The sequence below is a fragment of the Bacillus cereus group sp. BfR-BA-01310 genome (assembly GCF_022664325.1).
GTDB classification, from domain to species: Bacteria; Bacillota; Bacilli; order Bacillales; family Bacillaceae_G; genus Bacillus_A; species Bacillus_A paramycoides.
Genome location: NZ_JAKUHD010000015.1, coordinates 24,447 through 47,256, shown reverse-complemented (window position 1 = coordinate 47,256; position 22,810 = coordinate 24,447). Strand labels below are relative to the sequence as shown.

The window sequence follows — 22,810 nt, the reverse complement described above, 5'->3', positions numbered from 1 at the left end:
ACTTATGGAGGGAAAGACGGTCAAATGATCGTTAAAGAAGAAGAGAGGTAGACGAAATAAGTCTACAACTAGGGTGGTACCGCGATAAACATCGTCCCTACTGAGCGCTCAGTAGGGACTTTTTTGTACAAAAAAATAATAAAGGGGCAAGAGAAATGAGATATATTACAGCTGGAGAATCACATGGTCCGCAGTTAACAGTTATTTTAGAAGGTGTACCAGCAGGTTTAACACTCACGGCGGAACATATTAATAAAGAGTTATTAAGAAGACAAAAAGGGCATGGACGCGGAAGACGCATGCAAATTGAAACAGATACAGTTGAAATTGTAAGTGGTGTACGTCATGGAATGACACTTGGTTCACCAATTACGTTAATCGTAAAAAATGATGATTTCAAACATTGGACGAAAGTAATGGGTGCAGAGCCAATTTCAGAACAAGAAAGTAAAGAAATGAAACGTACTATAACGAAACCACGTCCAGGACATGCGGATTTAAACGGTGCAATTAAATACGGCCATCGTGATATAAGAAACGTGTTAGAGCGCTCTTCTGCAAGAGAAACGACAGTTAGAGTTGCAGCTGGTGCAGTTGCGAAACAAATTTTGAAAGAATTAGGTGTGGAAATTGCAGGGCATGTCCTTGAAATTGGTGGAGTAAAAGCGAAGCATATTACTCACTTACCGATAGAAGAAATTCAAACGATTACTGAAAACTCACCAGTTCGATGTTTAGATAAGGAAGTAGAACAAGAAATGATGGATGCGATTGATGATGCGAAAAGTAGCGGAGATTCAATCGGTGGTATTGTTGAGGTAATTGCAGAAGGTATGCCAATTGGAGTTGGTAGCTACGTTCATTACGATCGTAAATTAGATGCAAAACTTGCCGGTGCTATTATGAGCGTGAATGCGTTTAAAGGTGCTGAAATCGGAATTGGTTTTGAAGCGGCAAGACAGCCAGGAAGTAAAGTGCACGATGAAATTAAGTGGGATGAAGAAAAAGGCTACACAAGAAAAACTAATAATGCAGGTGGTTTAGAAGGCGGTATGACAACAGGTATGCCAATTGTGGTAAGAGGTGTGATGAAGCCAATTCCTACATTATATAAACCGTTAGCAAGCGTAGATATTGATACGAAGGAAGCGTTCCAAGCGAGTATTGAGAGATCTGATAGCTGTGCAGTACCCGCAGCAGGTGTTGTAGCTGAAGCTGTTGTGGCATGGGAACTTGCAGATGCACTAGTCGAACAATTCGGAAAAGATCGCATGGCATTATTAAAGCAAAACATTACGCAACATAACAAATACGCAAAAGAATTTTAATAAAAAGGCGGGTTTAACATGCGAGTAAAAGATCAACTATCATCATTACAACCGTATAAACCAGGTAAATCACCAGAGCAAATGAAAGAAGTATACGGGAATCATTCATTTGTTAAGTTAGCATCAAATGAAAATCCATTTGGCTGTTCACCTCGTGTTTTAGGAGAATTACAAAAATCGTGGCAAGAACATGCTTTATATCCTGACGGAGGTGCTGCAAAGCTCCGTCAAACGATTGCAGAGAAATTACAAGTGCAAATGGAACAAGTGCTTTGTGGTAGTGGACTTGATGAAGTTATTCAAATTATAAGCCGTGCAGTGCTATGTAAAGGAGATAATATCGTAACAGCTGGCGAAACATTTCCTCAGTACCGTCATCATGCGGTTATTGAAGGATGTGAAGTGAAAGAAGTTCCTTTAAATAACGGTGTATATGACTTAGATGGAATTTCTTCAGTGATTGATAAACATACAAAAATCGTTTGGATTTGTAACCCGAATAATCCGACAGGCACACATGTTAATGAGCGAAAATTAAATCAATTTATTGAGGGAGTTAGTGAAAAGACGTTAATTGTCATTGACGAAGCATACTATGAATATGTAACCGCGAAAGATTTCCCAGAGACGTTACCACTATTAGAAAAACATAAAAACCTTCTTATATTAAGAACGTTTTCTAAAGCGTACGGTTTAGCATCATTTCGCGTTGGGTATGCGATTGGACAAGAAGAATTAATCGAGAAATTAAATGTCGTTCGTTTGCCGTTTAACGTGTCTTCATTAGCACAAAAAGCTGCAACGATTGCCTTTAGTGATGAAGCGTTCATTGAAGAAATAGTACGTGTTAACGAAGAGGGATTACAACAGTACGAAAGTTTTTGTAAAGAAAATGAAATCCCGTTTTATCCATCACAAACGAACTTTATCTTTTTGCCAGTAGAGAATGCTGGAGAAATTTATGAAGCTTGTGCGCACGCTGGGTTTATTATTCGTCCGTTTCCAAATGGCGTACGCATTACAATTGGTACAAGGGAACAAAATGAGGGAGTGATTTCAGTGTTAAAACAACACTTTGAAAATAAAAAAAGTAAGTCTCGAGATGAGGCACATGTGTAAAAAGGTAGTATTAATTGGAACAGGATTAATAGGAGGCTCTCTTGCGTTAGCGATAAAAAAAGAGCACGATGCAACGATTATCGGCTATGATATATTTAAAGAACAAGTAGAGCGCGCAAAAGAATTACATGTAGTTGACGAAGTAGCAGTAGATTTACAGCGTGCATGTGAGGAGGCAAATTTAATTATTTTTGCCTCTCCAGTTGAAGAAACGAAAAAGTTATTACACAAACTTGCATCATTTCATTTACGAGAAGATGTTATCGTTACCGATGTAGGAAGTACAAAAGGGACAATTATGAATGAAGCGGAAGCTTTATTATCAAAGAAAGTTTCTTTTATCGGCGGACATCCGATGGCAGGTTCTCATAAAACTGGCGTTGAAAGTGCAAAGGCACACTTATTCGAAAACGCATTTTACATTTTAACCCCAATGAATCACGTGCCAACTGATCAAGTGGATGAGCTAAAAGAATGGTTAAAAGGAACAGGCTCGCATTTTCTCGTTTTAAATACAAAGGAACACGATTATGTAACAGGAATTGTTAGTCATTTTCCGCATCTGATAGCAGCAGGATTAGTGAAACAAGTTGAGAAGCACGCTGGTGATAATCCGCTTATTCATCAACTAGCTGCAGGCGGATTTAAAGATATTACACGTATTGCATCAAGTAGTCCGAAAATGTGGAGTGATATTGTAAAACAAAACCGCGAGCATTTATTGGAACTATTAGAAGAATGGATTTCTGAAATGGAAGAGTTATATAAGACGGTTTCTAAAGGAGACGAAGGTGAAATACAAAACTATTTTGCTGACGCAAAAGAATACCGTGATTCTTTACCAGTACGAAAGAGGGGCGCAATTCCTGCCTATCACGACTTATACGTCGATGTTTTAGATAAAGTAGGGGCTTTAGCTCATATTACGAGTATTCTAGCAGAAGAAGAAATTAGTATTACAAACTTGCAAATATTAGAAGCGCGCGAAGGACTACTTGGAGTGTTACGAATTAGCTTCCAAAGAGAAGAAGATCGCATGCAGGCAAAGCTAGCACTAGGAATAGAAGAATACCAAACGTATGAAACAATTTAAAAAAGAAGGTGAGAATGTGAAAGAAACAACAATACAACCTGTAACTAATGGATTGAATGGCACAGTTAAAATCCCTGGTGATAAATCAATTTCGCATCGCGCTGTCATGTTTGGCGCAATCGCAGAAGGAAAAACAACAATTCAAGGGTTTCTACCTGGTGCGGATTGTTTAAGTACCATTTCTTGTTTTAAAGAAATGGGAGTAGAGATTACGCAAAATGGAGACGAAGTTACGGTAGTTGGAAAAGGATTAGAAGGTTTACAAGAACCGAAACAAGTTTTAGATGTAGGTAATTCTGGTACAACGATACGATTAATGTCAGGTATATTGGCAAACACACCATTCTTTTCTTGTGTACAAGGTGACGCTTCAATTGCGAAGAGACCGATGCAACGTGTAACAAATCCATTAAAACAAATGGGTGCAAACATTGATGGTAGAGAAGAAGGAACGTTTACGCCGCTTACAATACGTGGTGGAGATTTAAAAGCGATCGAATATACTTCACCTGTCGCAAGTGCACAAGTAAAGTCAGCAATTTTACTTGCAGGTCTTCGTGCAGAAGGTGTAACAGCTGTTACAGAACCGCATATTTCTCGTGATCATACAGAAAGAATGCTTGAGGCGTTTGGCGTTACAGTAACTCGTGAAGGAAAAACTGTAAAACTAGCTGGTGGACAAAAGCTAAAAGGAACAGATGTTCAAGTTCCAGGTGACGTATCATCAGCCGCATTTTTCTTAGTAGCAGGAGCGATTATTTCAAATAGTAAACTACTATTACAAAATGTAGGGATGAATCCGACTCGAACAGGTATTATAGATGTTTTAGAGCAAATGGGCGCTACATTTACTATAGAACGAATTAATGAAGATGCATCAGAACCTGCTGCAAACATTACAATTGAAACATCTTCGCTAAAAGGAATTGAAATTGGCGGAGACATTATTCCAAGATTGATCGACGAAATACCAATTATCGCTTTAGCAGCAACACAAGCAGAAGGAATTACAGTCATTAAAGATGCACACGAGTTAAAAGTGAAAGAAACGAATCGTATCGATACAGTCGTTGCTGAATTAACGAAACTCGGAGCCCGCATTGAAGCAACTGATGATGGAATGATTATTTACGGTAAAGCAACTTTAAAGGGCGATACAGTACATAGTCACGGAGATCACCGCATTGGAATGATGCTTGCGATTGCCGGCTGTATAGCTGAAGGGAAAACAACGATTGAAGATGCAGAAGCAGTAGGTGTATCATACCCTACATTTTTTGAAGAGCTGCAAACGTTAGCTAAATAATATGATGAGAAGCAGATACATAATGTATCTGCTTTTTATGTGCAAACGGACATGTCGTTAGTATAATTTCATTCACTGAACTGTAATATTGAGAATTATGGTACAATTCAAACAAGGAATGGAGGAGAAATATATGAACGTTATACAATTAAAAGAAGATAAGTTTAGAGAAGCATTACGTTTATCAGAATATGCTTTTCAATATAAAGCAAAGGAAGAATGGATAGAGCAGAAAATTACACGAATGAAGGAAAGTCATCAAATATACAGCATTATGGAGGGGGAAGAATTAGCAGCAAAACTCCACCTTATTTCGTTTTATATTTACATAGGACGAGAAAAATTTAAAATGGGTGGCGTTGCAGGGGTAGCAACGTATCCTGAGTATAGAAGAAGTGGGTATGTAAAAGAACTACTTCAGCATTCACTTCAAACGATGAAAAAAAATGGATATACAGTATCGATGTTACATCCATTTGCAGTTTCATTTTACCGTAAATACGGATGGGAACTTTGTGCGAATCGCCTCGTATGCCATATGACAAAGAGCGATTTAATTATGAAAAAACAAGTGAATGGAACTGTAAAACGATTCAACAAGGAAAACCACATAGAAGAAGTAGAGAAGATATATGAAACATTTGCTGAACGTTTTTCAGGTATGCTAGTTCGCAACGAAAAATGGTGGCTGCAATCAGTCTATGGTGATTTAACGTTAGCGATTTACTATGATGAAAATAAAAATGCGGCAGGTTACATTTTATATAAAATTGAAAACTCTAAAATGACGGTAGAAGAATTTGTTCCGTTACATAATGAAGCGAGAATTGGTCTTTGGAACTTCATCTGCCAACATGATTCTATGATAAAAGATCTAGAAATGATACTAAGCGAGACAGAACCACTTCTATACACATTACAAGAACCACGAGTGAAAGCAGAAGTAACTCCATATTTCATGGGAAGAATTGTAGATGTAGAACAGTTCTTCAAACAATATGAATGGAACTGGAGTAACGAAGGACAAGAGGTAATTTTACAAATTACAGATTCATTTGCACCGTGGAATAACGTAACTGTGAAACTTGCAAATAAAGAAATCACAATTATAAAAGAAGAGACATTAAATAAAGGAATTAAATTAGATATCAATGCATTATCAACAATAATGCTTGGATACAAACGTCCGTTGGAACTAAATGAACTAGAGTTAATTAGCGGAAGTGAAGAGGAGATACGTACATTTGAGAATTTAGTGCCAGTGCGTAAGCCATTTATTTATGATTTCTTTTAAGGGGCAAATAGGAAATTGAACTGTTCCAAAAGGAAGTTTGGAACAGCTTCCTCTCATCATTGCCACTTTTTGTCGGTAAGTCGATATATCCTGAAAATCGTTGATATAATTTTATCCACTATCTTAAGATTTAAAAATACAGCTTTACTTTGTCACACACTTGACTTTTAATCCATGTAATTTATAATTAAAACCGGAATGAATTTTCATTCCTGAAAATTGAGGTGGGAAAAATGGCTAAAAACAAACAAGACGATATTTTTAATGCTGCAATGCAACTTTTTGCAGAGCGCGGGTACGATGGTACAACTATTCCGATGATCGCTGAAAAAGCAAATGTCGGTGCAGGTACTATTTATCGTTACTTTGAAAATAAAGAGTCACTCGTTAACTCATTATTTTCAAAATGTATGTTACAACTATCTGAAATATTAAAAACCGATTTTCCTGTTGAAGCAAATATCCGTGAACAGTTTAGTCATACATACAACCGTTTATTTGAATTTGCGCGAAACAATGTGGATGCTTTTCTTTTTACAAATTCTCACTGTGATAGTTATTTTCTTGATGAACAGAGTAAGAAAATATTTGACGATTTTATTGGCTTCTTTATGAATATTATTGAAGATGGAATCGAAAAAGGTTTTCTTCGTCCATTACCTCCAGTTGCACTAATTATTATCATATATCAACCACTTGAAAAATTAATAAAAGTAATGGCGACAGGGGAATTAGAATATACAAAAGAATTAGTAAAAGAATTGGAAGAAAGCTCTTGGAATGCTATTAGAATCATTTGATTCTATAGCTTATAAGGATAGGAATGAATATTCATTCCTAAATAGATATGTAAAATGAGAACAGGAGCTGGTATATCTGTACAACTAAGGGAATGAATATTCATTCCGATAGAATGAGTTTTAATAGAATTCGAAAAAATGATTGATAGAATAATAGGAATGAACGTTCATTCCGGAAAGGCATATTTAAAAATAGGAATGAATATTCATTCCGCATGCAACTCTAATAACGGGAGATGATTCATATGAATAAGTTAAAAAGTTGGAGAAGTTTATCTTTTCTATTATGGATAGTTATTACTATCACAATGATAGTAACAATGCCTAATATGGATAAATTAGTGAAAGAAAAAGGGCAAATTACTATTCCAAAAACAGAACAAAGCAGTATAGCTGACAAGATGATAAAAAAAATGGATAAAGACGGAGTTGAAAAGTATGAAATTATAGCTGTCTTTAATAGTGGAAGTAAGAAGGCTTTAACAAATGAGCAAAAAGAGGAAATAACGAAAACTATCACTGCTTTACAAAATGAAAAAGAGCAATTAGGAATTAAGGATATTGTCACACACTTAGATAATAAAGACTTGGAGAAACAATTAGTTTCTAAAGATAATACGACTATTTTAACGCAAATATCGGTAGATAAAAAACATGGTGAAATATCAAAAGTTGCAAGCGGGCTTCAAAATAAAATTAAACCAGAAGGTGTAAAAGCGTATTTAACAGGAAGTGATTTAATAGCGGACGACTTTCTTAAATCCACACAAGAGGGAGTGAAAAAAACAGAAGTTATCTCAATCATTTTCATTCTTGTTGTTTTAATTATTGTTTTTCGTTCGCCAATAGTTCCAATTATTTCTCTTCTTACAGTTGGGGTATCTTATTTAATTTCAATGGGGGTAATTGCCCATCTTGTAGATCAATTTAATTTTCCGTTTTCAAACTTTACGCAAGTCTTTTTAGTAGTCGTCCTGTTTGGAGTTGGAACAGATTATAACATTTTATTATATACGAGATTTAAAGAAGAATTAAGTAAACAAGAAAATGCATATTTAGCTACGAAAGAGACATTTAAATCGGCAGGTAAAACCGTTTTATATAGTGGAGTAGCAGTGCTAATTGGGTTTGCATCACTTGTTTTAGCAAGTTTTAAATTATATCAATCTACTTCAGCAGTAGCAATAGGCATCGCAATATTACTATTGGTATTAACCACTTTAAATCCTTTTTTCATGGTGTTATTAGGGAAAGGAATGTTTTATCCAGTTAAAACATTTAAAGGTCATGAGGATAGTCGTTTATGGGGATTCTTCGCGAAAAACTCAGTAGCAAGACCATTTGTTGCTTTTATCATTGTATTTGTGATATCGATTCCTTTCGTATTAAAATATTCTAACACGCTTAATTACAATGATTTATTTGAAGTAGATAATAAGTATGAATCAAAAATGGGGATTAATGTAATAGAAGAGCATTTCCCGCCTGGTTTCTCTTCACCGGGTACATTAGTTATTCAATCTGACAAAAAGCTAGATGAAGCGACTTCTCTACAAACTTTAGATGAACTAACTGAAAAAATTTCGAAAGTTAAAGGGGTTTCAGAAGTATATTCACCGACGCGTCCAACTGGAGATAAGATTAAAGAATTATATATAAATAAACAAGCCGGAGAATTGAATACAGGCTTAGGAGATGCAAATGGTGGCATAAAAGAAATTAATGACGGATTAACTGATGCTAAAGACAAAATGGGTAGTAATGACTCAAATAGTCTTGCAAATGTTCAAAAGTTAATTGATGGAACAAATGAGGCGAAAAATGGTGTATCAGCATTAGGAACAGCTTTAAATCAATTATCGAATGGAATAAACAATGGGGCACAAGGGGCGAAGCAAATAGAGGATGGGTTAGCGTCATTAAACGGAAATATTAATGTCCTTTCAAATGCAACTTCGCAGCTTCATGCTGGTTATGCTCAGTTAGAAAAAGGTTTAAGTTCTTACGATCAATATTTCGGAAGTATTTCTCAAGCGATCGATGGTGCGAAAAAAGGTTATGAACAAATTGAAACGTTAATGAACAATTTCATTCAAACAAAACCAGAATTAGCAAAGGATCCTAATATACAGCAAACATTAGGAATTGCAAAAGAAGCTCAGAAGCAATTGAGTGTCCTTTCAAATGAATTAAATCAATTAGCGACGCAGCACAAAGCAGCGATGAGTTCATTTAAAGAAGCAAATCAATCATTATTGAAAGTAGATAATGGTTTAAAGGAAATGAACAATGGAGTAACGCAACTACAAAAAGGAGCTGCTGAACTGAAAAATGGCTTGAACGAAGGAGCTACAGGTTCAAAACAAGTTGCGAACAAATCAGCTGAGTTACAATCTGGATTAACGAAAATAAACGATGGGCAAGGGCAACTATTAACTGGACTTAAAGATTTGCAAGAAAAGATGGGACAATTGCAATCAGGTTTATCTAAAAGTACAGAGGGTTTAGGAAAAGTAAGTAACGGTCTAGGGGACGCTCAAAAATATTTAGGCGAGCTAAATGAGTCGAAAAGCTCTGAGAAATTTTATATTCCGAAAGAAGTTTTAGAGGGAGAAGATTTCCAGAAAGTATTAAATACGTTTATGTCACATGATAGAAAAATTGCTAAAATGACTATCATTTTAGATGTAAATCCGTATTCAAAAGAGGCAATGCCAATTATTCAAGAAATAAATAAAACAATAGATGGTGCTTTAAATGGAACAGAACTAAAAAGTGCGAAAAAAGCAATCGGCGGGACAACAGCTAGAAACGTTGATTTAAAAGAAGTAACCGGGCAAGATTTCTTACGTACAGCTACGATTATGTTAATTGGTATTACGCTGGTTTTAATCGTGATTACACGTTCATTTTTAAACTCAATCTTTATCATTGGATCATTAATTTTAGCGTACTTTGCATCGCTTGGTATTAGTGAACAAATTAGTGCACATTTATTAAATGTAGAGTCATTAAGCTGGAATGTTCCATTCTTTAGCTTCATTATGATTGTTGCTTTAGGAGTGGATTATAGTATTTTCTTAATGATGCGTTATAACGAGCTAGAAGGGGATTCAGTAACGAAGATTGTAAATGCATCTCGTCACATAGGAGGAGTTGTATTATCAGCGGCACTTATTTTAGGAGGGACATTTGCAGCATTAATTCCTTCAGGTGTATTAACGCTTATACAAGTGGCATTAGTTGTTGGCATTGCCCTTATACTATTAGCTTTAATAGTGATGCCGATATTGTTACCTGCTTTAATAGGGTTAACAAGTAAAATACAAAGTTATAAAAAGAAAATAATTGATACGAAGTAATAAAAAACTGTAGAGAGGTTTTTCTCTACAGTTTTTTTATGCAATTATGGGCTTGATTTCACACCATAAAAGTAATCAACCGTTGCTATTCATCTAGCTTCTACTATATAATAGCTATAGTCTACAATAAGTGAATCGTAAGGTACGGTTTTTTTAAGACAATCGGTGAGAAAACGCTGATATCAGCGGTATTAGTAGGAGGACACAAATGATTACAGTAAGTAACGTTAGTTTGCGTTTCGCAGATCGCAAATTGTTTGAAGATGTTAACATAAAATTCACGCCAGGTAATTGCTACGGTTTAATTGGAGCAAACGGTGCTGGTAAATCAACATTTCTAAAGATTTTATCTGGAGAAATCGAACAATCAACAGGTGACATACATATTACGCCAGGTGAGCGTCTAGCAGTATTAAAACAGAACCACTTCGAATATGAAGAGTTCCCAGTATTAGAAACAGTAATTATGGGTCACACACAACTTTATAAAGTAATGCAAGAGAAAAATGCTATTTACATGAAAGAAGACTTTAGTGATGAAGATGGTATGCGTGCTGCTGAACTTGAAGGTGAGTTCGCTGAGCTTAACGGTTGGGAAGCTGAGTCAGAAGCTGCAATCTTACTAAAAGGACTTGGTATTGGTGAAGATCTTCATGATAAGAAATTGTCAGAATTAACTGGGGCAGAGAAAGTAAAAGTATTACTTGCTCAAGCTTTATTCGGTAAACCTGACATTCTATTACTAGATGAGCCTACCAACCATTTGGACTTAAAAGCGATTCAATGGTTAGAGAACTTCTTAATGAACTTTGAAAATACAGTAATCGTTGTATCCCATGACCGTCACTTCTTAAATAAAGTTTGTACGCACATGGCTGATCTTGATTTCGGTAAAATTCAACTTTATGTTGGTAACTATGACTTCTGGTACGAGTCAAGCCAATTAGCTTTAAAATTAACACAAGATGCTAATAAGAAAAAAGAAGAGAAAGTAAAAGAGTTACAAAACTTCATTGCACGCTTTAGCTCAAACGCATCTAAAGCGAAACAAGCAACTTCTCGTAAAAAATTATTAGATAAAATTACATTAGATGATATTAGACCATCATCACGTCGTTATCCATTCGTTGGTTTCACACCTGAGCGTGAAATAGGAAATGACTTATTAACTGTTGAAGGTCTTTCTAAAACAATTGATGGTGAAAAAGTGTTAGATAATGTGTACTTCACTTTAAATAAAGGTGATAAAGTTGCATTTATCGGTCGTAACGATATTGCGATGACAACATTATTTAAAATCCTTATGGGTGAAATGGAGCCAGATAGCGGTTCATTCAAATGGGGTGTTACAACATCTCAATCGTATTTCCCAAGAGATAACTCTAAATACTTTGAGAACAGTGACTTCAACTTAGTTGATTGGTTACGCCAATTCTCTCCACAAGATGAGTCAGAAAGCTTCTTACGTGGTTTCTTAGGCCGTATGTTATTCTCAGGTGAAGAAGTTAAGAAGAACGTTTCTGTATTATCTGGAGGCGAAAAAGTTCGTTGTATGCTATCTAAAATGATGTTAAGTGGTGCGAACGTAATCACACTTGACGATCCAACGAACCACTTAGACCTTGAGTCTATCACTGCATTAAACAACGGTTTAATTGCATTCAAAGGTACAATGTTATTCACATCTCATGACCATCAGTTCGTACAAACAATTGCAAACCGCATTATCGAAGTAACGCCAAACGGTGTAATCGATAAAGAGGCAACTTACGATGAGTTCTTAGAAAATGATGAACTTCAAAAACAAGTAGATGCAATGTACAAAGGTCAATAATAAACGATGAAAAGGAGCTGTCTCACAAGTCGAGTTTTCGACTGTGTGCCAGCTCTTTTTTGTCATTTACTGAAAGGGAAATATAAATTTTATTTTCAAATAAAGCGAATAATTATTCAACAATAATATTAATTATAGCAAGAAATTTTTGAAGTAGGGATAAACCTTGAAATGATAATAAACTGTTTTTTATAGTGAATTTTAGTATATTGCATTAATGTTCCAAAATTGGAGATAGATATGTTTGCGGATTTATGAATAAAGGTTTATAGTGGGTAATGTTCTAATTAGCGGATGAATTTAGGGAAGAACATAATGTAAGAAAACAGGAAATGTTACAAAATTATTTTGTTAAATAGAAACCAAGGTCAAAATGTTTAAAAAGAAATAGTTGAATAAATAATAGCTTCAAATTATAATTACTAATATTCTTCATATAGTTAAACAAATAAAACCTATTTGAAGAAGAAAAATTGAATAGAGAGACAGACTTATATCAAAATAAGCCTTGGATGATCAAAAGAGGTGGAGAAATGAAACAAATACTATTAAAGAGTAAGCGAGTGTTAAGCAATCATTTTGGATTTTTCGTGTTTGCCGTTATTTTATTCTGGTTAAAAACATACGCAGCTTATGTGACAGAATTTAATTTAGGGATATCAAACACAATCCAAAAGTTCTTACTGTTTTTCAACCCGTTAAGCTCAGCAGTTCTATTTTTAGGTCTTGCATTATTCGCAAAGGGGAAACGAGCTTACATTTGGTTAATTGTTATTAATTTGCTAATGTCTATACTTTTATACGCAAACGTAGTATATTACCGCTTTTTCAGCGATTTTATTACGTTCCCGACATTAACACAAACGAATAACTTTGGAGATTTAGGTGGTAGTATTTTTGCATTGCTACACTTATATGATCCGCTATATTTCTTAGATACAATCATTTTAATTGTTTTAGTCGCAATGAAATTTGTAAATCCTAAACCAATCCGTGTTGCGAAGCATAAATTATCTCTAGTATTTTTAGTAGGTATTTTATTCTTTAGTATTAACTTAGGACTTGCAGAATCTGACCGTCCTGAATTATTAACTAGAACATTTGACCGCAATTATATCGTGAAATATTTAGGGGCGTACAACTATACGATTTATGATGGCATTCAAAGTGCGAAAGCATCAACAGAACGTGCATTAGCAGATGGAGATAGTATGACAGAAGTAAGAAACTATCTTGCATCAAGTTATGCAAGTCCAAATCCTGAGTATTTTGGTAAAGGAAAAGGAATGAACGTAATTTATATTCATCTAGAGTCATTCCAAAACTTTTTACTAAACTACAAACTAAATGGCCAAGAAGTTACACCGTTCTTAAACTCATTTACAAAAGATGCGAATACGTTATACTTTGATAACTTCTTCCATCAAACAGGACAAGGTAAAACATCTGATGCGGAGTTCATGTTAGAGAATTCAATGTTTGGATTACCACAAGGATCTGTTTTTACAAACAAAGCTCATAACACGTATCAATCAGCACCAGCTATTTTAGGTAAACAAGGATACACATCAGCAGTGTTCCACGGTAACTACAAAACGTTCTGGAACCGTGATGATATTTATAAATCATTTGGTTTTAATAAATTCTTTGATGCGTCATACTATGATATGAATGAAAAAGATGTAGTAAACTATGGCTTAAAAGATAAACCGTTCTTTAATGAATCAATTCCGTTATTACAAACGTTAAAACAACCGTTCTATACGAAGTTCATTACGTTATCGAACCATTTCCCTTATCCTATTGATAAAGCGGAAGCAACGATTGAACCAGCGAAAACAGGTGACTCTTCTGTAGATACGTATTTCCAAACAGCACGCTATTTAGATGAGTCTGTAAAAGGCTTCATGGATTACTTGAAACAATCTGGTTTATACGATAATTCAATTATCGTTATGTACGGTGACCATTACGGTATTTCAGATAATCATGGCGCAGCAATGTCTCAAATAATGGGTAAAGAAATGAACTCATTTGAAAATGCGCAGTTACAACGTGTACCTTTAATCATTCGCGTACCAGGAATGAAAGGTGGCGTACAACATCAATACGGCGGAGAAATTGACGTTCTTCCAACGTTATTACACTTACTAGGTACAGATACAAAGAATTATGTCCAATTCGGATCAGATTTATTATCGCCGGATCATAAACAAGTTGTTGCATTCCGTAACGGTAACTATGTAAGCCCAACAGTTACTGCGCTGAATGGCAAATACTATGATACAGCGACTGGAAATCCTGTAGAATTTACAGACGAAATAAAACAAAATGAACAAATGGTTCAAAAATCACTAAAATACTCTGACCAAGTTGTTAACGGCGACTTATTACGATTCTACACACCAGAAGGCTTCACTCCAGTAGATCGTTCTAAGTACAACTATAACCATCGTGATAAAAATAAAACGAAGGTGAAGACGACTGAAGACGGGGAAACAAAATAAATAATATAAAATCCTACTCGTATGGAATACTATCTATACGAGTAGGATTTTTTGTTTTAAGAGTTACTTTCGTATTTTTGAATTGTTGCTTTTTTAGGCATAAAACATGCAATAATCAAAGCTAAAAAAGATAAGACTAACATAAATACGTAGGCATCACTTGAGCTGAAGATAGAAGATAACTTTGTTACTTGCATAGCTGATATGCTTCCATTCTCACTAGATAACTGTGAAATATGTGAAGTCGATTGAATTGTATATACAGTGATGATGACTGCTGTTCCAATAGCACCTGCTAATTGGCGAATCGTATTATTTACTGCTGAACCATGTGAACCAAGTTCTCTTGGTAAAGCATTTAAGCCTGCTGTGTTTAAAGGCATCGAAATGAAACTTAATCCAATTCGTAGAATAATGGTACGAACCATTAGATACATATAAGTTGTGGATTCGGTCAAATCAATGACACCCCACATCGAAATAATGATACATATTAAACCTGTAATAAAGAGTGGTTTTGCCCCGTATTTATCAAACATTTTCCCTGTGATAGGTGATAAGAAGGCATTAATTACAGCTCCAGGTAATAGAAGTAAACCTGATTCAAATGCAGTAAAACCTCGTCCGTTTTGCAAGTAAATCGGTAAAAGAATTAAATCAGCATACATAATCATCGTAATGAGTACGTTAATGACGGATGTAAGAGTGAAAACTTTATACTTAAATACGGATAAATTCAATAATGGATCGTTAGACTTTATTTGACGTATACAGAATAAAGCTGTAACGATTATACCGATGATAATTGTTGTAATAACAACTGGGTGATCCCATCCTTTGCTTCCTGCACTACTAAATCCGAATATAACACAACCAAAGCCAATCGTTGATAAAATGACACTTACGATATCTAATTTTGCTTTTGTTGTATCTGCAACATTCATCAAGTATTTAAGTGCGAGAATAATAACAATGAATACAAATGGAGCTAATCCAATAAATAGCCATCTCCATGATACATATTCTATGATAAAGCCAGATAATGTTGGAGCGATGGCTGGCGCAAAAATTATGGCAAAGCCGATGGTCCCCATAATACTTCCACGCTTTTCACTAGGGTATAAATATAAAATAACAGTCATCATTAGTGGCATAATAATTCCTGCCCCAACTGCTTGAATCATTCTTCCTATTAACAGAATGCCAAAATTCATGGCGCATGCACAGAGAACAGTCCCAATAAACAAAGAGAGCATCGAGCTAATAAATAGCTGCCTTGTTGTAAATCGTTTCATTAAAAATGCAGTAATTGGTACCAGAACACCATTTATGAGCATAAAGCCTGTCGATAGCCATTGAACTGTTGCAGCCGTAACATCAAATACTTTCATTAAATTACTCATCGCCACATTTAATAGCGTCTGATTTAATGTTGATAAAAAACAACCGGTAATGAGGACAACTAATATAAGTTTTTTATTTCTTTCTGATATTTCCTTTTGCATTGGTAAACTCCTTTATTGTTTTCTTGATTTATCGACATCATGTCGATAAAATTAATGGTAACAAAATATATTTTCTTTGACCATGAACAGTTTTTTTGAAAATGTTCACTACTCGACATAGAAGGTATGCACTGTCGAGTAAGTAAAGAGAAAATCTATAAAGGAGTTTCAAAATGTCTACATCTAAAAAAGAAGATCCTCGTACAGTTCGTTCAAGAGAAATGTTTAAAAATGCTGTTTTTTCTCTTTTATGTGAGAATCCTAGTATTTCAAGCTTAACGGTTCAGAAAGTAGCAACAACGGCAGGATTAAATCGAACAACCTTTTACTTACATTATCAAGATATTCAAGATTTACTAGACCAAATCACTAACGAGATTTTAAATGAGCTTTCTAATAAAATTGTTGATTTAATACATGCAAAAGATTTATCAGAAAAACAAAAGCTAACACAATTGCTTGATTATTTATATATCCACCGAAATTATTTATTTATATTATTTAAAATGAATCAATTTGAGGAGCAATTATTTTTATTTTTAAAGCAATTAATAGAAACGAGAAGAGAGAATACGAAAAAGGATTTGCCAGATGATTATGTTGCAGTTGATATTAAAACAGCCTCTTTGGTAGGTATCATCATGTGGTGGATAAGGAATGGACTTCACTTTAGTTCAGACTATATTGCAAATCAAATTTATTTTATGTATAAAGGGTAATGGTTTTAAGGATCGGAATTAATAAAACTTTAACAAACAAAAGATTCCGAGAAAGAAGGGGATATTCATGAATTTTAAAAATGAAAAAGTAACATTACATTTAGAGGTTATGAAATACCAATATAAAGATGCAAAAGACGAGTGTGATAGAAATTGGTTAATAGTAAAAGCGAGACTGTCAGAAGAAAATAAAGTTTTTGAAACGATGGATCCTATTTTATAAACTACCGACTTACAGTACATGATAAAATGGTTTCAATCATTACCAAACCCAACATATAACGAACTAGATTTCATAGAACCAAATGTAGCGTTTGAATTTATTGGAGAAAAAGAAGGGGAGTTTCACATTGTTATTCGCTTATCGCAGGAACTTAATCCTTCATGGTGTAAGGAAGAGGAGTACGAATTTTCTATCGGTATAACTCAAGAGGATATAGATAATATTGCTCGTTCTATTGAAGAGCAACAACGAAAATTCCCAAAACGATAAAAAAAGACTTGATAACCTACAAGAGGGAATCAAGTCTTTTTATTACATACGATTATCATGCCAGAAGTTTAATGGGAAGTGTTCATTCTCATTATAGCCTTCTAATTCATATCCTTTTTCTTTCAGTCCCTTAATAATTCCAGGTACTGCTTTTACTGATTGTGGATGAATATCATGCATAAGGATAACTTCTGTTGGATTTGTAGCATGAGCTAGAACGTTTTCTACGATTTTAGCAGATGCAGCGTCTACTGGTATTTTGTTGTATTTCCAGTCTAATGAATCAATTGTCCAGTCCCAAACTTTTAAACCATTTTCAACAACTTTGTTGCGAAGGGCTTCATTTAATCCTGGCATTGAACCATAAGCAGGACGTGTTAATACAGGTGATTTTCCTAGAACACCAGCGATTAAGCCTTGGTCTTCTTTCATTTCATCAACGTAATGACCTTCTGTGTAAAGCTTCTTGTAGTTATGAGTCATACTGTGCATCCCAACATAGTGGCCTTCAGCATCTTCGCGTTTTACAAGGTCAGGGAAGGCTTTAACGTTTGAACCAATTAGGAAGAATGTTGCTTTTGCATTTTCACTCTTTAACATATCTAAAAGCTCAGCTGTGTATTTTCCAGGACCATCATCAAATGTTAAGTAAGCAACTTTTCTAACTTGCCCGTTATAGTGCTTTGGAGCTTCTTTTGGTGCTAGGGATGTTTGGATTTCACTTACAAGTTGAACAGATTTAGCTTCATCCTCTGTACTGGCTAGAGCGGTATGTGTTGATCCGTAAGCGGCCTCGTATGTAAATAATACCCCGACGCATATAAACAGAGCCCTTTTTACTAAAGTTGTCATCCGAATTCCATTGCGCATAATTTTCCTTCTCTCTATAAAAGTTCTACTCTATTATATTAGCAATTTTAGAAGGGGAAATGCAAAAAAACTTTTTACAAGTGCGAAAAAGTTTGTGAAAAAATATGCAAGATTTCAGCGTTTTGCAGGTTTAATAAAATGAAACAAGAATTGAATGTATGGAACTGCATTTATTACGGTTCATACATGTTTTTAGTTTCGGAGAGGGAGGATAAGTATGAAAAAATTAGCTTGTTTACATGCTCATCATTCAAATATTGAATACATTGACCGAGCGTTTCAATCTTTTGAAATAGAAATACTCCATTTTGTAGATCCCATTTTATCACACATATTAAAAAAAGATTGCGATTTTGAAAGAGAACAAGCACGAAATAAATTGAATGATCTTTTAAAGTATATAGCCGAAAGTGATGTGGATACACTTTTAATAACTTGTACAGATTATATTACGCTATTAGATGAGAATTTCAAAATAGATATACCTATACTGAAAATTGATGAGCCATTCTTTGAAATGCTTTGTCATGTTGAAGAGCCACAAACAATAGTTTTTACGAATGCCAGTACTGTTTTAGGAACGATGGAACGATTAAAACAATACGCTCAGCGGAAAAATAAATCTATACATGTAAAAGTAGAAGTGATAGGGGGGATATTTGAGTTAATTATGCAAGGCCGTAAAGAAGAGCATGATACTAAATTAGAAAAGTATTTATATGAAATTATGAAAAGTAGAAACGAAATGCTTTCAGTTGCACAATTATCGATGGTAGATGCTTCTACAAGGATAGAAAATATAATAGGAAGGAACATAATAAATCCGTTGAATGCGTTAGTAGAGTATTATATAGAGAGTGTGAAAAATAAATAAGAAAATGTAGTTTGTTTTAGAATGCATAATTAAAAATTTCACATACCGTATTTGAAAAATAAATATAGAAAAACCAAAAAGTAATGTAGAATATATCGTACATACATATGTGAAGTCAACATAATAAATAAAAGAGGTGGACATATGCAACTTGAAGAAGTAATGCAGCAACTAGAGGAATATGGAACAGAACAAAATCGTAAAACGTTTAAAAATCATGGGGCGAAAGAGCCGTTATTCGGAGTTAGTTTTGCGAATTTGAAATTGTTAAAAAAGAAGATAAAGAAAGATCATGATTTAGCAATCTCATTATGGGAAACAAAAAATATGGATGCAATGACTTTAGCAACGATGATTTTAGATCCAAAGAAACTCACGTCAGAACAACTAAATATATGGGTACAGGAAATTGATTATTATTGTTTAATGGACGTTCTTATGACGGCTATATGTGCGTCACCAATCGCTATAGAAAGAATGGAAGAATGGACGAAATCTGACGATGAATGGACTGGAAGAGCGGGTTGGTCATTATTAGCGAATATCGCTATGAAAAATAAAGCGTTAGATGATGAATACTTCTTACCGTATTTAGAAGAGATTAAAATTCATATACATAATGAGAAAAATCGAAAAAGAGAAGCGATGAATAGAGCTTTAATTGCGATAGGGGTCCGGAATGAAAGTTTGGAACAACAAGCAATTGAAATTGCACGCGAAATTGGAGAAGTAGAAGTTAATCACGGTGCAACGTCATGCAAAACACCAGATGCAGAAGCCTATATTAAAAAGACACGAGAAAGAGCTGAAAAAAAGAAAGTAAAATAAGAGAAGGGGAAAGGCTATGAAACCAATTGAAGCGGCAAGAAGCATAATTACATCACAATTTCCGAATTGTGATGTTGCTTTACTAGGGGGAAGTGTTGCTAGAGGAGAGGCTACGAAAACATCTGACCTTGATGTTGTAATATTTGATCAAAATTTGTCATCTTGTTATAGAGAATCTTTCTATAGTAATGGCTGGCCTGTTGAAGTTTTTGTACATAATTTTGAAACGTACAAAACCTTTTTCAAAAGTGATTGTGAACGCGGGAGACCTTCATTACCTCAATTAGTTTCAGAAGCGTTTGTTTTAAAAGGAAAAGAAAAAATTGTAGCAGAGCTAAAAAGAGAAGCAAATGAACTATTAAATAAAGGTCCTGAAAAATGGACCGAAGAAACGATGAAGCAGAAGCGCTATTTTATTACGGATGCTTTGGATGACTTTATTGGTGCGACAAAGAGAGAAGAAGAGTTGTTCATCGCAAATTTATTAGCTGATTTAGTACATGAATATGTTTTGAGGGTAAATGGCCAATGGCTTGGAAATTCAAAATGGTTCATTAGAGTATTGAAAAGGTACGACGAAGTATATGCAGAGAAATTTGTTGCGGTTTTTGATCACTTTTATAAAACAGGGGAGAAAAAGGAATTAATCGCTTTTATAGAAAAAACGTTAGAAGAGTATGGGGGAAGAATGTTCGAAGGATTTTCTATAGGGAAATGAGAAGGGGTAGCAAAATGAATTTACCAGTTGTTCAATTAAGAGAACTATCACTAGCTGATGTAGAAGATCGGTACAAGTGGTCATTAGATACAGAAGTAACAAAGCACTTAGTTGTACCAGATCAATATCCACCGTTCACTCGTGAGGATACGAGAAGGTGGATCGAGACGTGTATAAGTCGAAAAAATGGATATGAACAACGAGCTATTCTAACTGATAAGGGTATACACATTGGATGGATAGACCTTAAAAACTTTGATAAAACGAATAAAAATGCTGAACTAGGGATTGCAATTGGAAATAAAGAACATTGGGGTAAAGGATATGGAATGGCAGCTTTATACAGTATGTTACAAATTGGCTTTTCTGAATTCGAATTAGAAAAAATATGGCTACGAGTAGACGAAGATAATTTACAAGCTAGAAAGAGTTATGAAAAAGCTGGATTTGTTTGTGAAGGAATAATGAGAAATGATAGATTACGTCATGGTGAATTCATTCATCGCTATCGTTATAGTATGTTAAAAGAAGAATATCAGTCTTTATTTAATAGATTATAAAAATATTATGTTAACTAAAGGGGATAGGTAAATGATTCGATTACTTACTAAAGAAGATGCAGAACAATATTGGGATTTACGTTTACAAGCATTACAAGTAAATCCAGAGGCGTTTATAACAACATATGAAGAGGCAATCCGCCAGGAAAACCCTCTTGACCGAGTTGCAAGTAATTTAACATCTGCTACTAGTTGTACATTCGGTGCTTTTAATAAAGAAAATCAATTAATTGGAGTTGTCACTTTACTAACAGAAGAGAAAGAGGCATATAAGCATAAAGGTCATATCGTTGCGATGTATGTAGATGCACAAAAAAGACGGAACGGATTGGCACGTGAGTTAATTGCAAATGCAATTCAAAGAGCGCGAGATATAAAACTAGAGCAATTAACTTTAGGAGTTGTATCCACAAACGAACCAGCAAAAAAATTGTATGGATCAATGGGCTTTAAAACGTATGCAATTGAAAAAAGAGCTATAAAGATGAATGGTGTGTATAGTGATGATGAAAATATGGTATTGTTTCTTTAAAGACTGCATGTATAATTAAATTTTTGAATATTAATTATATTCATTTTGTTATTTAGTATAAGAAGAAACTATATAAGGGGTTTTACGATGAAAGCTATTGCAATAGGGATATTGGCATCGTTTTTCTTTGCCTTTACCTTCGTTTTAAATCGGGCGATGGACTTAGAAGGTGGAAGCTGGATTTGGAGTGCATCGTTACGGTATTACTTTATGGTCCCAATGTTATTACTTATTGTCATGTATAGAGGGAACTTAAAACAACTCTTTCAATATATGAAAAATAATCCGAAAGAATGGCTATTATGGAGTATTGTTGGATTTGGTCTCTTTTATGCACCGCTTAGTTTCGCTGGAGCGTTTGGACCCGGTTGGCTCGTTGCTTCAACTTGGCAAATTACGATAGTTGCAGGTATATTGTTAACACCATTTTTCGCGGTAGATCCATTACATAAAAAACTTCCGATAAAGGAATTAGTAATGTCCGGTATTATTTTATTCGGTGTTGTTCTCATGCAAGTAGAACACGCTTCTTCTTTAGGAATCCGTGAAACTGTTTTATGTGTAGTTCCTGTACTCATTGCAGCATTTGCGTATCCGCTTGGAAATCGAAAAATGATGCAAGTATGTAAAGGGGAATTAGATGTATTTCAGCGGGTTCTCGGTATGACTTTAGCAAGTTTACCATTTTGGTTTATACTATCTGGTTACGAGGTATCTGCAAATGGATTACCGTCAAGTAGCCAAGTTATCCAATGTTTTATCGTAGCAATTAGTTCAGGTTTAATTGCGACAGTATTGTTCTTCTTTGCGACTGATCTTGTAAAAGATGATCCGCAAAAATTAGCAACAGTTGAAGCGACACAGTCCGGTGAAGTTTTATTTGCGTTAGTAGGAGAGCTTCTCTGGTTATCTGCTCCAATTCCATCTTCTTTATCTTGGATTGGAATGAGTCTCGTAATTGTCGGAATGATATTGCATAGTTATGTAGCTGTAGTTGTGAAAAAAGAAGAAAAAATAACCGCATAAAAAGACTAGCTCTTTCCTATAAAGAGCTAGTCTTTTTTCATG

18 protein-coding genes, 1 pseudogene and 1 other annotated feature (1 of these 20 running past the window's edge) are annotated in these 22,810 nt (G+C 34.7%); of the genes and pseudogenes, 17 read left to right on the top strand and 2 right to left on the bottom strand.

The window, feature by feature from the left end; all coding sequences use genetic code 11:
* Positions 1-102 (top strand) — a binding site (T-box leader); it begins 117 nt to the left of the window's first position.
* A 53-nt stretch (positions 103-155) separates the two neighbouring features.
* From aroC to ltaS, 9 genes are all read left to right on the top strand, one after another.
* Positions 156-1,328: a chorismate synthase gene (aroC, locus tag MR109_RS22425; RefSeq protein WP_025150836.1), complete on the top strand. Its 1,173-nt coding sequence runs from the start codon at positions 156-158 to the stop codon at positions 1,326-1,328.
* An 18-nt stretch (positions 1,329-1,346) separates the two neighbouring features.
* The gene (gene hisC / locus MR109_RS22420; RefSeq protein ID WP_002172428.1) at positions 1,347-2,447 is read left to right on the top strand and encodes a histidinol-phosphate transaminase; all 1,101 of its coding nucleotides are present in this window, start codon (positions 1,347-1,349) and stop codon (positions 2,445-2,447) included.
* Positions 2,440-3,540 (top strand): prephenate dehydrogenase, encoded by a 1,101-nt coding sequence (tyrA, locus tag MR109_RS22415; RefSeq protein WP_242273918.1) that lies wholly within the window; start codon positions 2,440-2,442, stop codon positions 3,538-3,540. The genes hisC and tyrA overlap by 8 nt, the downstream gene beginning before the upstream one ends.
* A 16-nt stretch (positions 3,541-3,556) precedes the next feature.
* Positions 3,557-4,846 (top strand): 3-phosphoshikimate 1-carboxyvinyltransferase, encoded by a 1,290-nt coding sequence (gene aroA, locus MR109_RS22410; RefSeq protein WP_242273957.1) that lies wholly within the window; start codon positions 3,557-3,559, stop codon positions 4,844-4,846.
* A gap of 133 nt (positions 4,847-4,979) precedes the next feature.
* On the top strand, positions 4,980-6,140 hold the full coding sequence (locus MR109_RS22405; RefSeq protein ID WP_242273917.1) for a GNAT family N-acetyltransferase: 1,161 nt from the start codon (positions 4,980-4,982) through the stop codon (positions 6,138-6,140).
* Between the two features lie 233 nt (positions 6,141-6,373).
* The gene (locus MR109_RS22400; protein ID WP_048371186.1) at positions 6,374-6,940 is read left to right on the top strand and encodes a TetR/AcrR family transcriptional regulator; all 567 of its coding nucleotides are present in this window, start codon (positions 6,374-6,376) and stop codon (positions 6,938-6,940) included.
* A 245-nt stretch (positions 6,941-7,185) separates the two neighbouring features.
* Positions 7,186-10,302, top strand: a complete 3,117-nt coding sequence (locus MR109_RS22395) for an MMPL family transporter (protein ID WP_242273916.1) — start codon at positions 7,186-7,188, stop codon at positions 10,300-10,302.
* 208 nt (positions 10,303-10,510) lie between these two features.
* Positions 10,511-12,136, top strand: coding sequence for an ABC-F family ATP-binding cassette domain-containing protein (locus MR109_RS22390; protein WP_025150843.1), 1,626 nt, complete (start codon positions 10,511-10,513; stop codon positions 12,134-12,136).
* 533 nt (positions 12,137-12,669) lie between these two features.
* Entirely contained in the window at positions 12,670-14,643 is a 1,974-nt protein-coding gene (ltaS, locus tag MR109_RS22385) for a lipoteichoic acid synthase (protein ID WP_242273914.1), read from the top strand.
* A 56-nt stretch (positions 14,644-14,699) separates the two neighbouring features.
* Here the strand turns inward: ltaS and MR109_RS22380 are convergent, their stop codons facing one another.
* The gene (locus MR109_RS22380) at positions 14,700-16,148 is read right to left on the bottom strand and encodes a DHA2 family efflux MFS transporter permease subunit (protein WP_098474493.1); all 1,449 of its coding nucleotides are present in this window, start codon (positions 16,146-16,148) and stop codon (positions 14,700-14,702) included.
* A 173-nt stretch (positions 16,149-16,321) separates the two neighbouring features.
* Between MR109_RS22380 and MR109_RS22375 the strand changes: the two genes are divergently transcribed.
* Together MR109_RS22375 and MR109_RS22370 are read left to right on the top strand one after the other, a co-directional pair.
* The gene (locus MR109_RS22375; protein ID WP_071719253.1) at positions 16,322-16,867 is read left to right on the top strand and encodes a TetR/AcrR family transcriptional regulator; all 546 of its coding nucleotides are present in this window, start codon (positions 16,322-16,324) and stop codon (positions 16,865-16,867) included.
* Positions 16,868-16,934: 67 nt separating this feature from the next.
* Positions 16,935-17,360, top strand: a pseudogene (locus MR109_RS22370) (WapI family immunity protein).
* A 42-nt stretch (positions 17,361-17,402) separates the two neighbouring features.
* On the opposite strand, the gene MR109_RS22365 reads toward MR109_RS22370, so the two are convergent.
* Positions 17,403-18,230: a peptidoglycan-N-acetylglucosamine deacetylase gene (locus tag MR109_RS22365; protein ID WP_071719255.1), complete on the bottom strand. Its 828-nt coding sequence runs from the start codon at positions 18,228-18,230 to the stop codon at positions 17,403-17,405.
* Positions 18,231-18,447: 217 nt separating this feature from the next.
* On the opposite strand from MR109_RS22365, the gene MR109_RS22360 reads away from it, so the two are divergent.
* The 6 genes from MR109_RS22360 to MR109_RS22335 all read left to right on the top strand — a co-directional run bounded on the left by MR109_RS22360 (position 18,448) and on the right by MR109_RS22335 (position 22,768).
* Positions 18,448-19,104 (top strand): hypothetical protein, encoded by a 657-nt coding sequence (locus MR109_RS22360; RefSeq protein ID WP_242273913.1) that lies wholly within the window; start codon positions 18,448-18,450, stop codon positions 19,102-19,104.
* A gap of 144 nt (positions 19,105-19,248) precedes the next feature.
* A complete protein-coding gene (locus tag MR109_RS22355; protein ID WP_242273912.1) occupies positions 19,249-19,932 on the top strand; it encodes a DNA alkylation repair protein in 684 nt (227 codons plus the stop codon).
* Positions 19,933-19,948: 16 nt separating this feature from the next.
* A complete protein-coding gene (locus MR109_RS22350) occupies positions 19,949-20,650 on the top strand; it encodes a nucleotidyltransferase domain-containing protein (RefSeq protein ID WP_242273911.1) in 702 nt (233 codons plus the stop codon).
* Between the two features lie 14 nt (positions 20,651-20,664).
* Positions 20,665-21,210, top strand: coding sequence for a GNAT family N-acetyltransferase (locus tag MR109_RS22345; protein WP_242273910.1), 546 nt, complete (start codon positions 20,665-20,667; stop codon positions 21,208-21,210).
* A gap of 31 nt (positions 21,211-21,241) precedes the next feature.
* Positions 21,242-21,742 carry a GNAT family N-acetyltransferase gene (locus tag MR109_RS22340; RefSeq protein ID WP_242273909.1) on the top strand — a complete coding sequence of 167 codons (501 nt, stop codon included), beginning with the start codon at positions 21,242-21,244 and terminating at the stop codon, positions 21,740-21,742.
* Between the two features lie 87 nt (positions 21,743-21,829).
* Positions 21,830-22,768 (top strand): DMT family transporter, encoded by a 939-nt coding sequence (locus MR109_RS22335; RefSeq protein ID WP_071719262.1) that lies wholly within the window; start codon positions 21,830-21,832, stop codon positions 22,766-22,768.
* Positions 22,769-22,810 lie beyond the last annotated feature (42 nt).

Coding starts and splice junctions, on each gene's coding strand:
- aroC (WP_025150836.1), top strand. CDS start 156: ATGAGATATATTACAGCTGGAGAATCACATGGTCCGCAGTTAACAGTT.
- hisC (WP_002172428.1), top strand. CDS start 1,347: ATGCGAGTAAAAGATCAACTATCATCATTACAACCGTATAAACCAGGT.
- tyrA (WP_242273918.1), top strand. CDS start 2,440: ATGTGTAAAAAGGTAGTATTAATTGGAACAGGATTAATAGGAGGCTCT.
- MR109_RS22405 (WP_242273917.1), top strand. CDS start 4,980: ATGAACGTTATACAATTAAAAGAAGATAAGTTTAGAGAAGCATTACGT.
- MR109_RS22400 (WP_048371186.1), top strand. CDS start 6,374: ATGGCTAAAAACAAACAAGACGATATTTTTAATGCTGCAATGCAACTT.
- MR109_RS22395 (WP_242273916.1), top strand. CDS start 7,186: ATGAATAAGTTAAAAAGTTGGAGAAGTTTATCTTTTCTATTATGGATA.
- MR109_RS22390 (WP_025150843.1), top strand. CDS start 10,511: ATGATTACAGTAAGTAACGTTAGTTTGCGTTTCGCAGATCGCAAATTG.
- ltaS (WP_242273914.1), top strand. CDS start 12,670: ATGAAACAAATACTATTAAAGAGTAAGCGAGTGTTAAGCAATCATTTT.
- MR109_RS22380 (WP_098474493.1), bottom strand. CDS start 16,148: ATGCAAAAGGAAATATCAGAAAGAAATAAAAAACTTATATTAGTTGTC.
- MR109_RS22375 (WP_071719253.1), top strand. CDS start 16,322: ATGTCTACATCTAAAAAAGAAGATCCTCGTACAGTTCGTTCAAGAGAA.
- MR109_RS22365 (WP_071719255.1), bottom strand. CDS start 18,230: ATGCGCAATGGAATTCGGATGACAACTTTAGTAAAAAGGGCTCTGTTT.
- MR109_RS22360 (WP_242273913.1), top strand. CDS start 18,448: ATGAAAAAATTAGCTTGTTTACATGCTCATCATTCAAATATTGAATAC.
- MR109_RS22355 (WP_242273912.1), top strand. CDS start 19,249: ATGCAACTTGAAGAAGTAATGCAGCAACTAGAGGAATATGGAACAGAA.
- MR109_RS22350 (WP_242273911.1), top strand. CDS start 19,949: ATGAAACCAATTGAAGCGGCAAGAAGCATAATTACATCACAATTTCCG.
- MR109_RS22345 (WP_242273910.1), top strand. CDS start 20,665: ATGAATTTACCAGTTGTTCAATTAAGAGAACTATCACTAGCTGATGTA.
- MR109_RS22340 (WP_242273909.1), top strand. CDS start 21,242: ATGATTCGATTACTTACTAAAGAAGATGCAGAACAATATTGGGATTTA.
- MR109_RS22335 (WP_071719262.1), top strand. CDS start 21,830: ATGAAAGCTATTGCAATAGGGATATTGGCATCGTTTTTCTTTGCCTTT.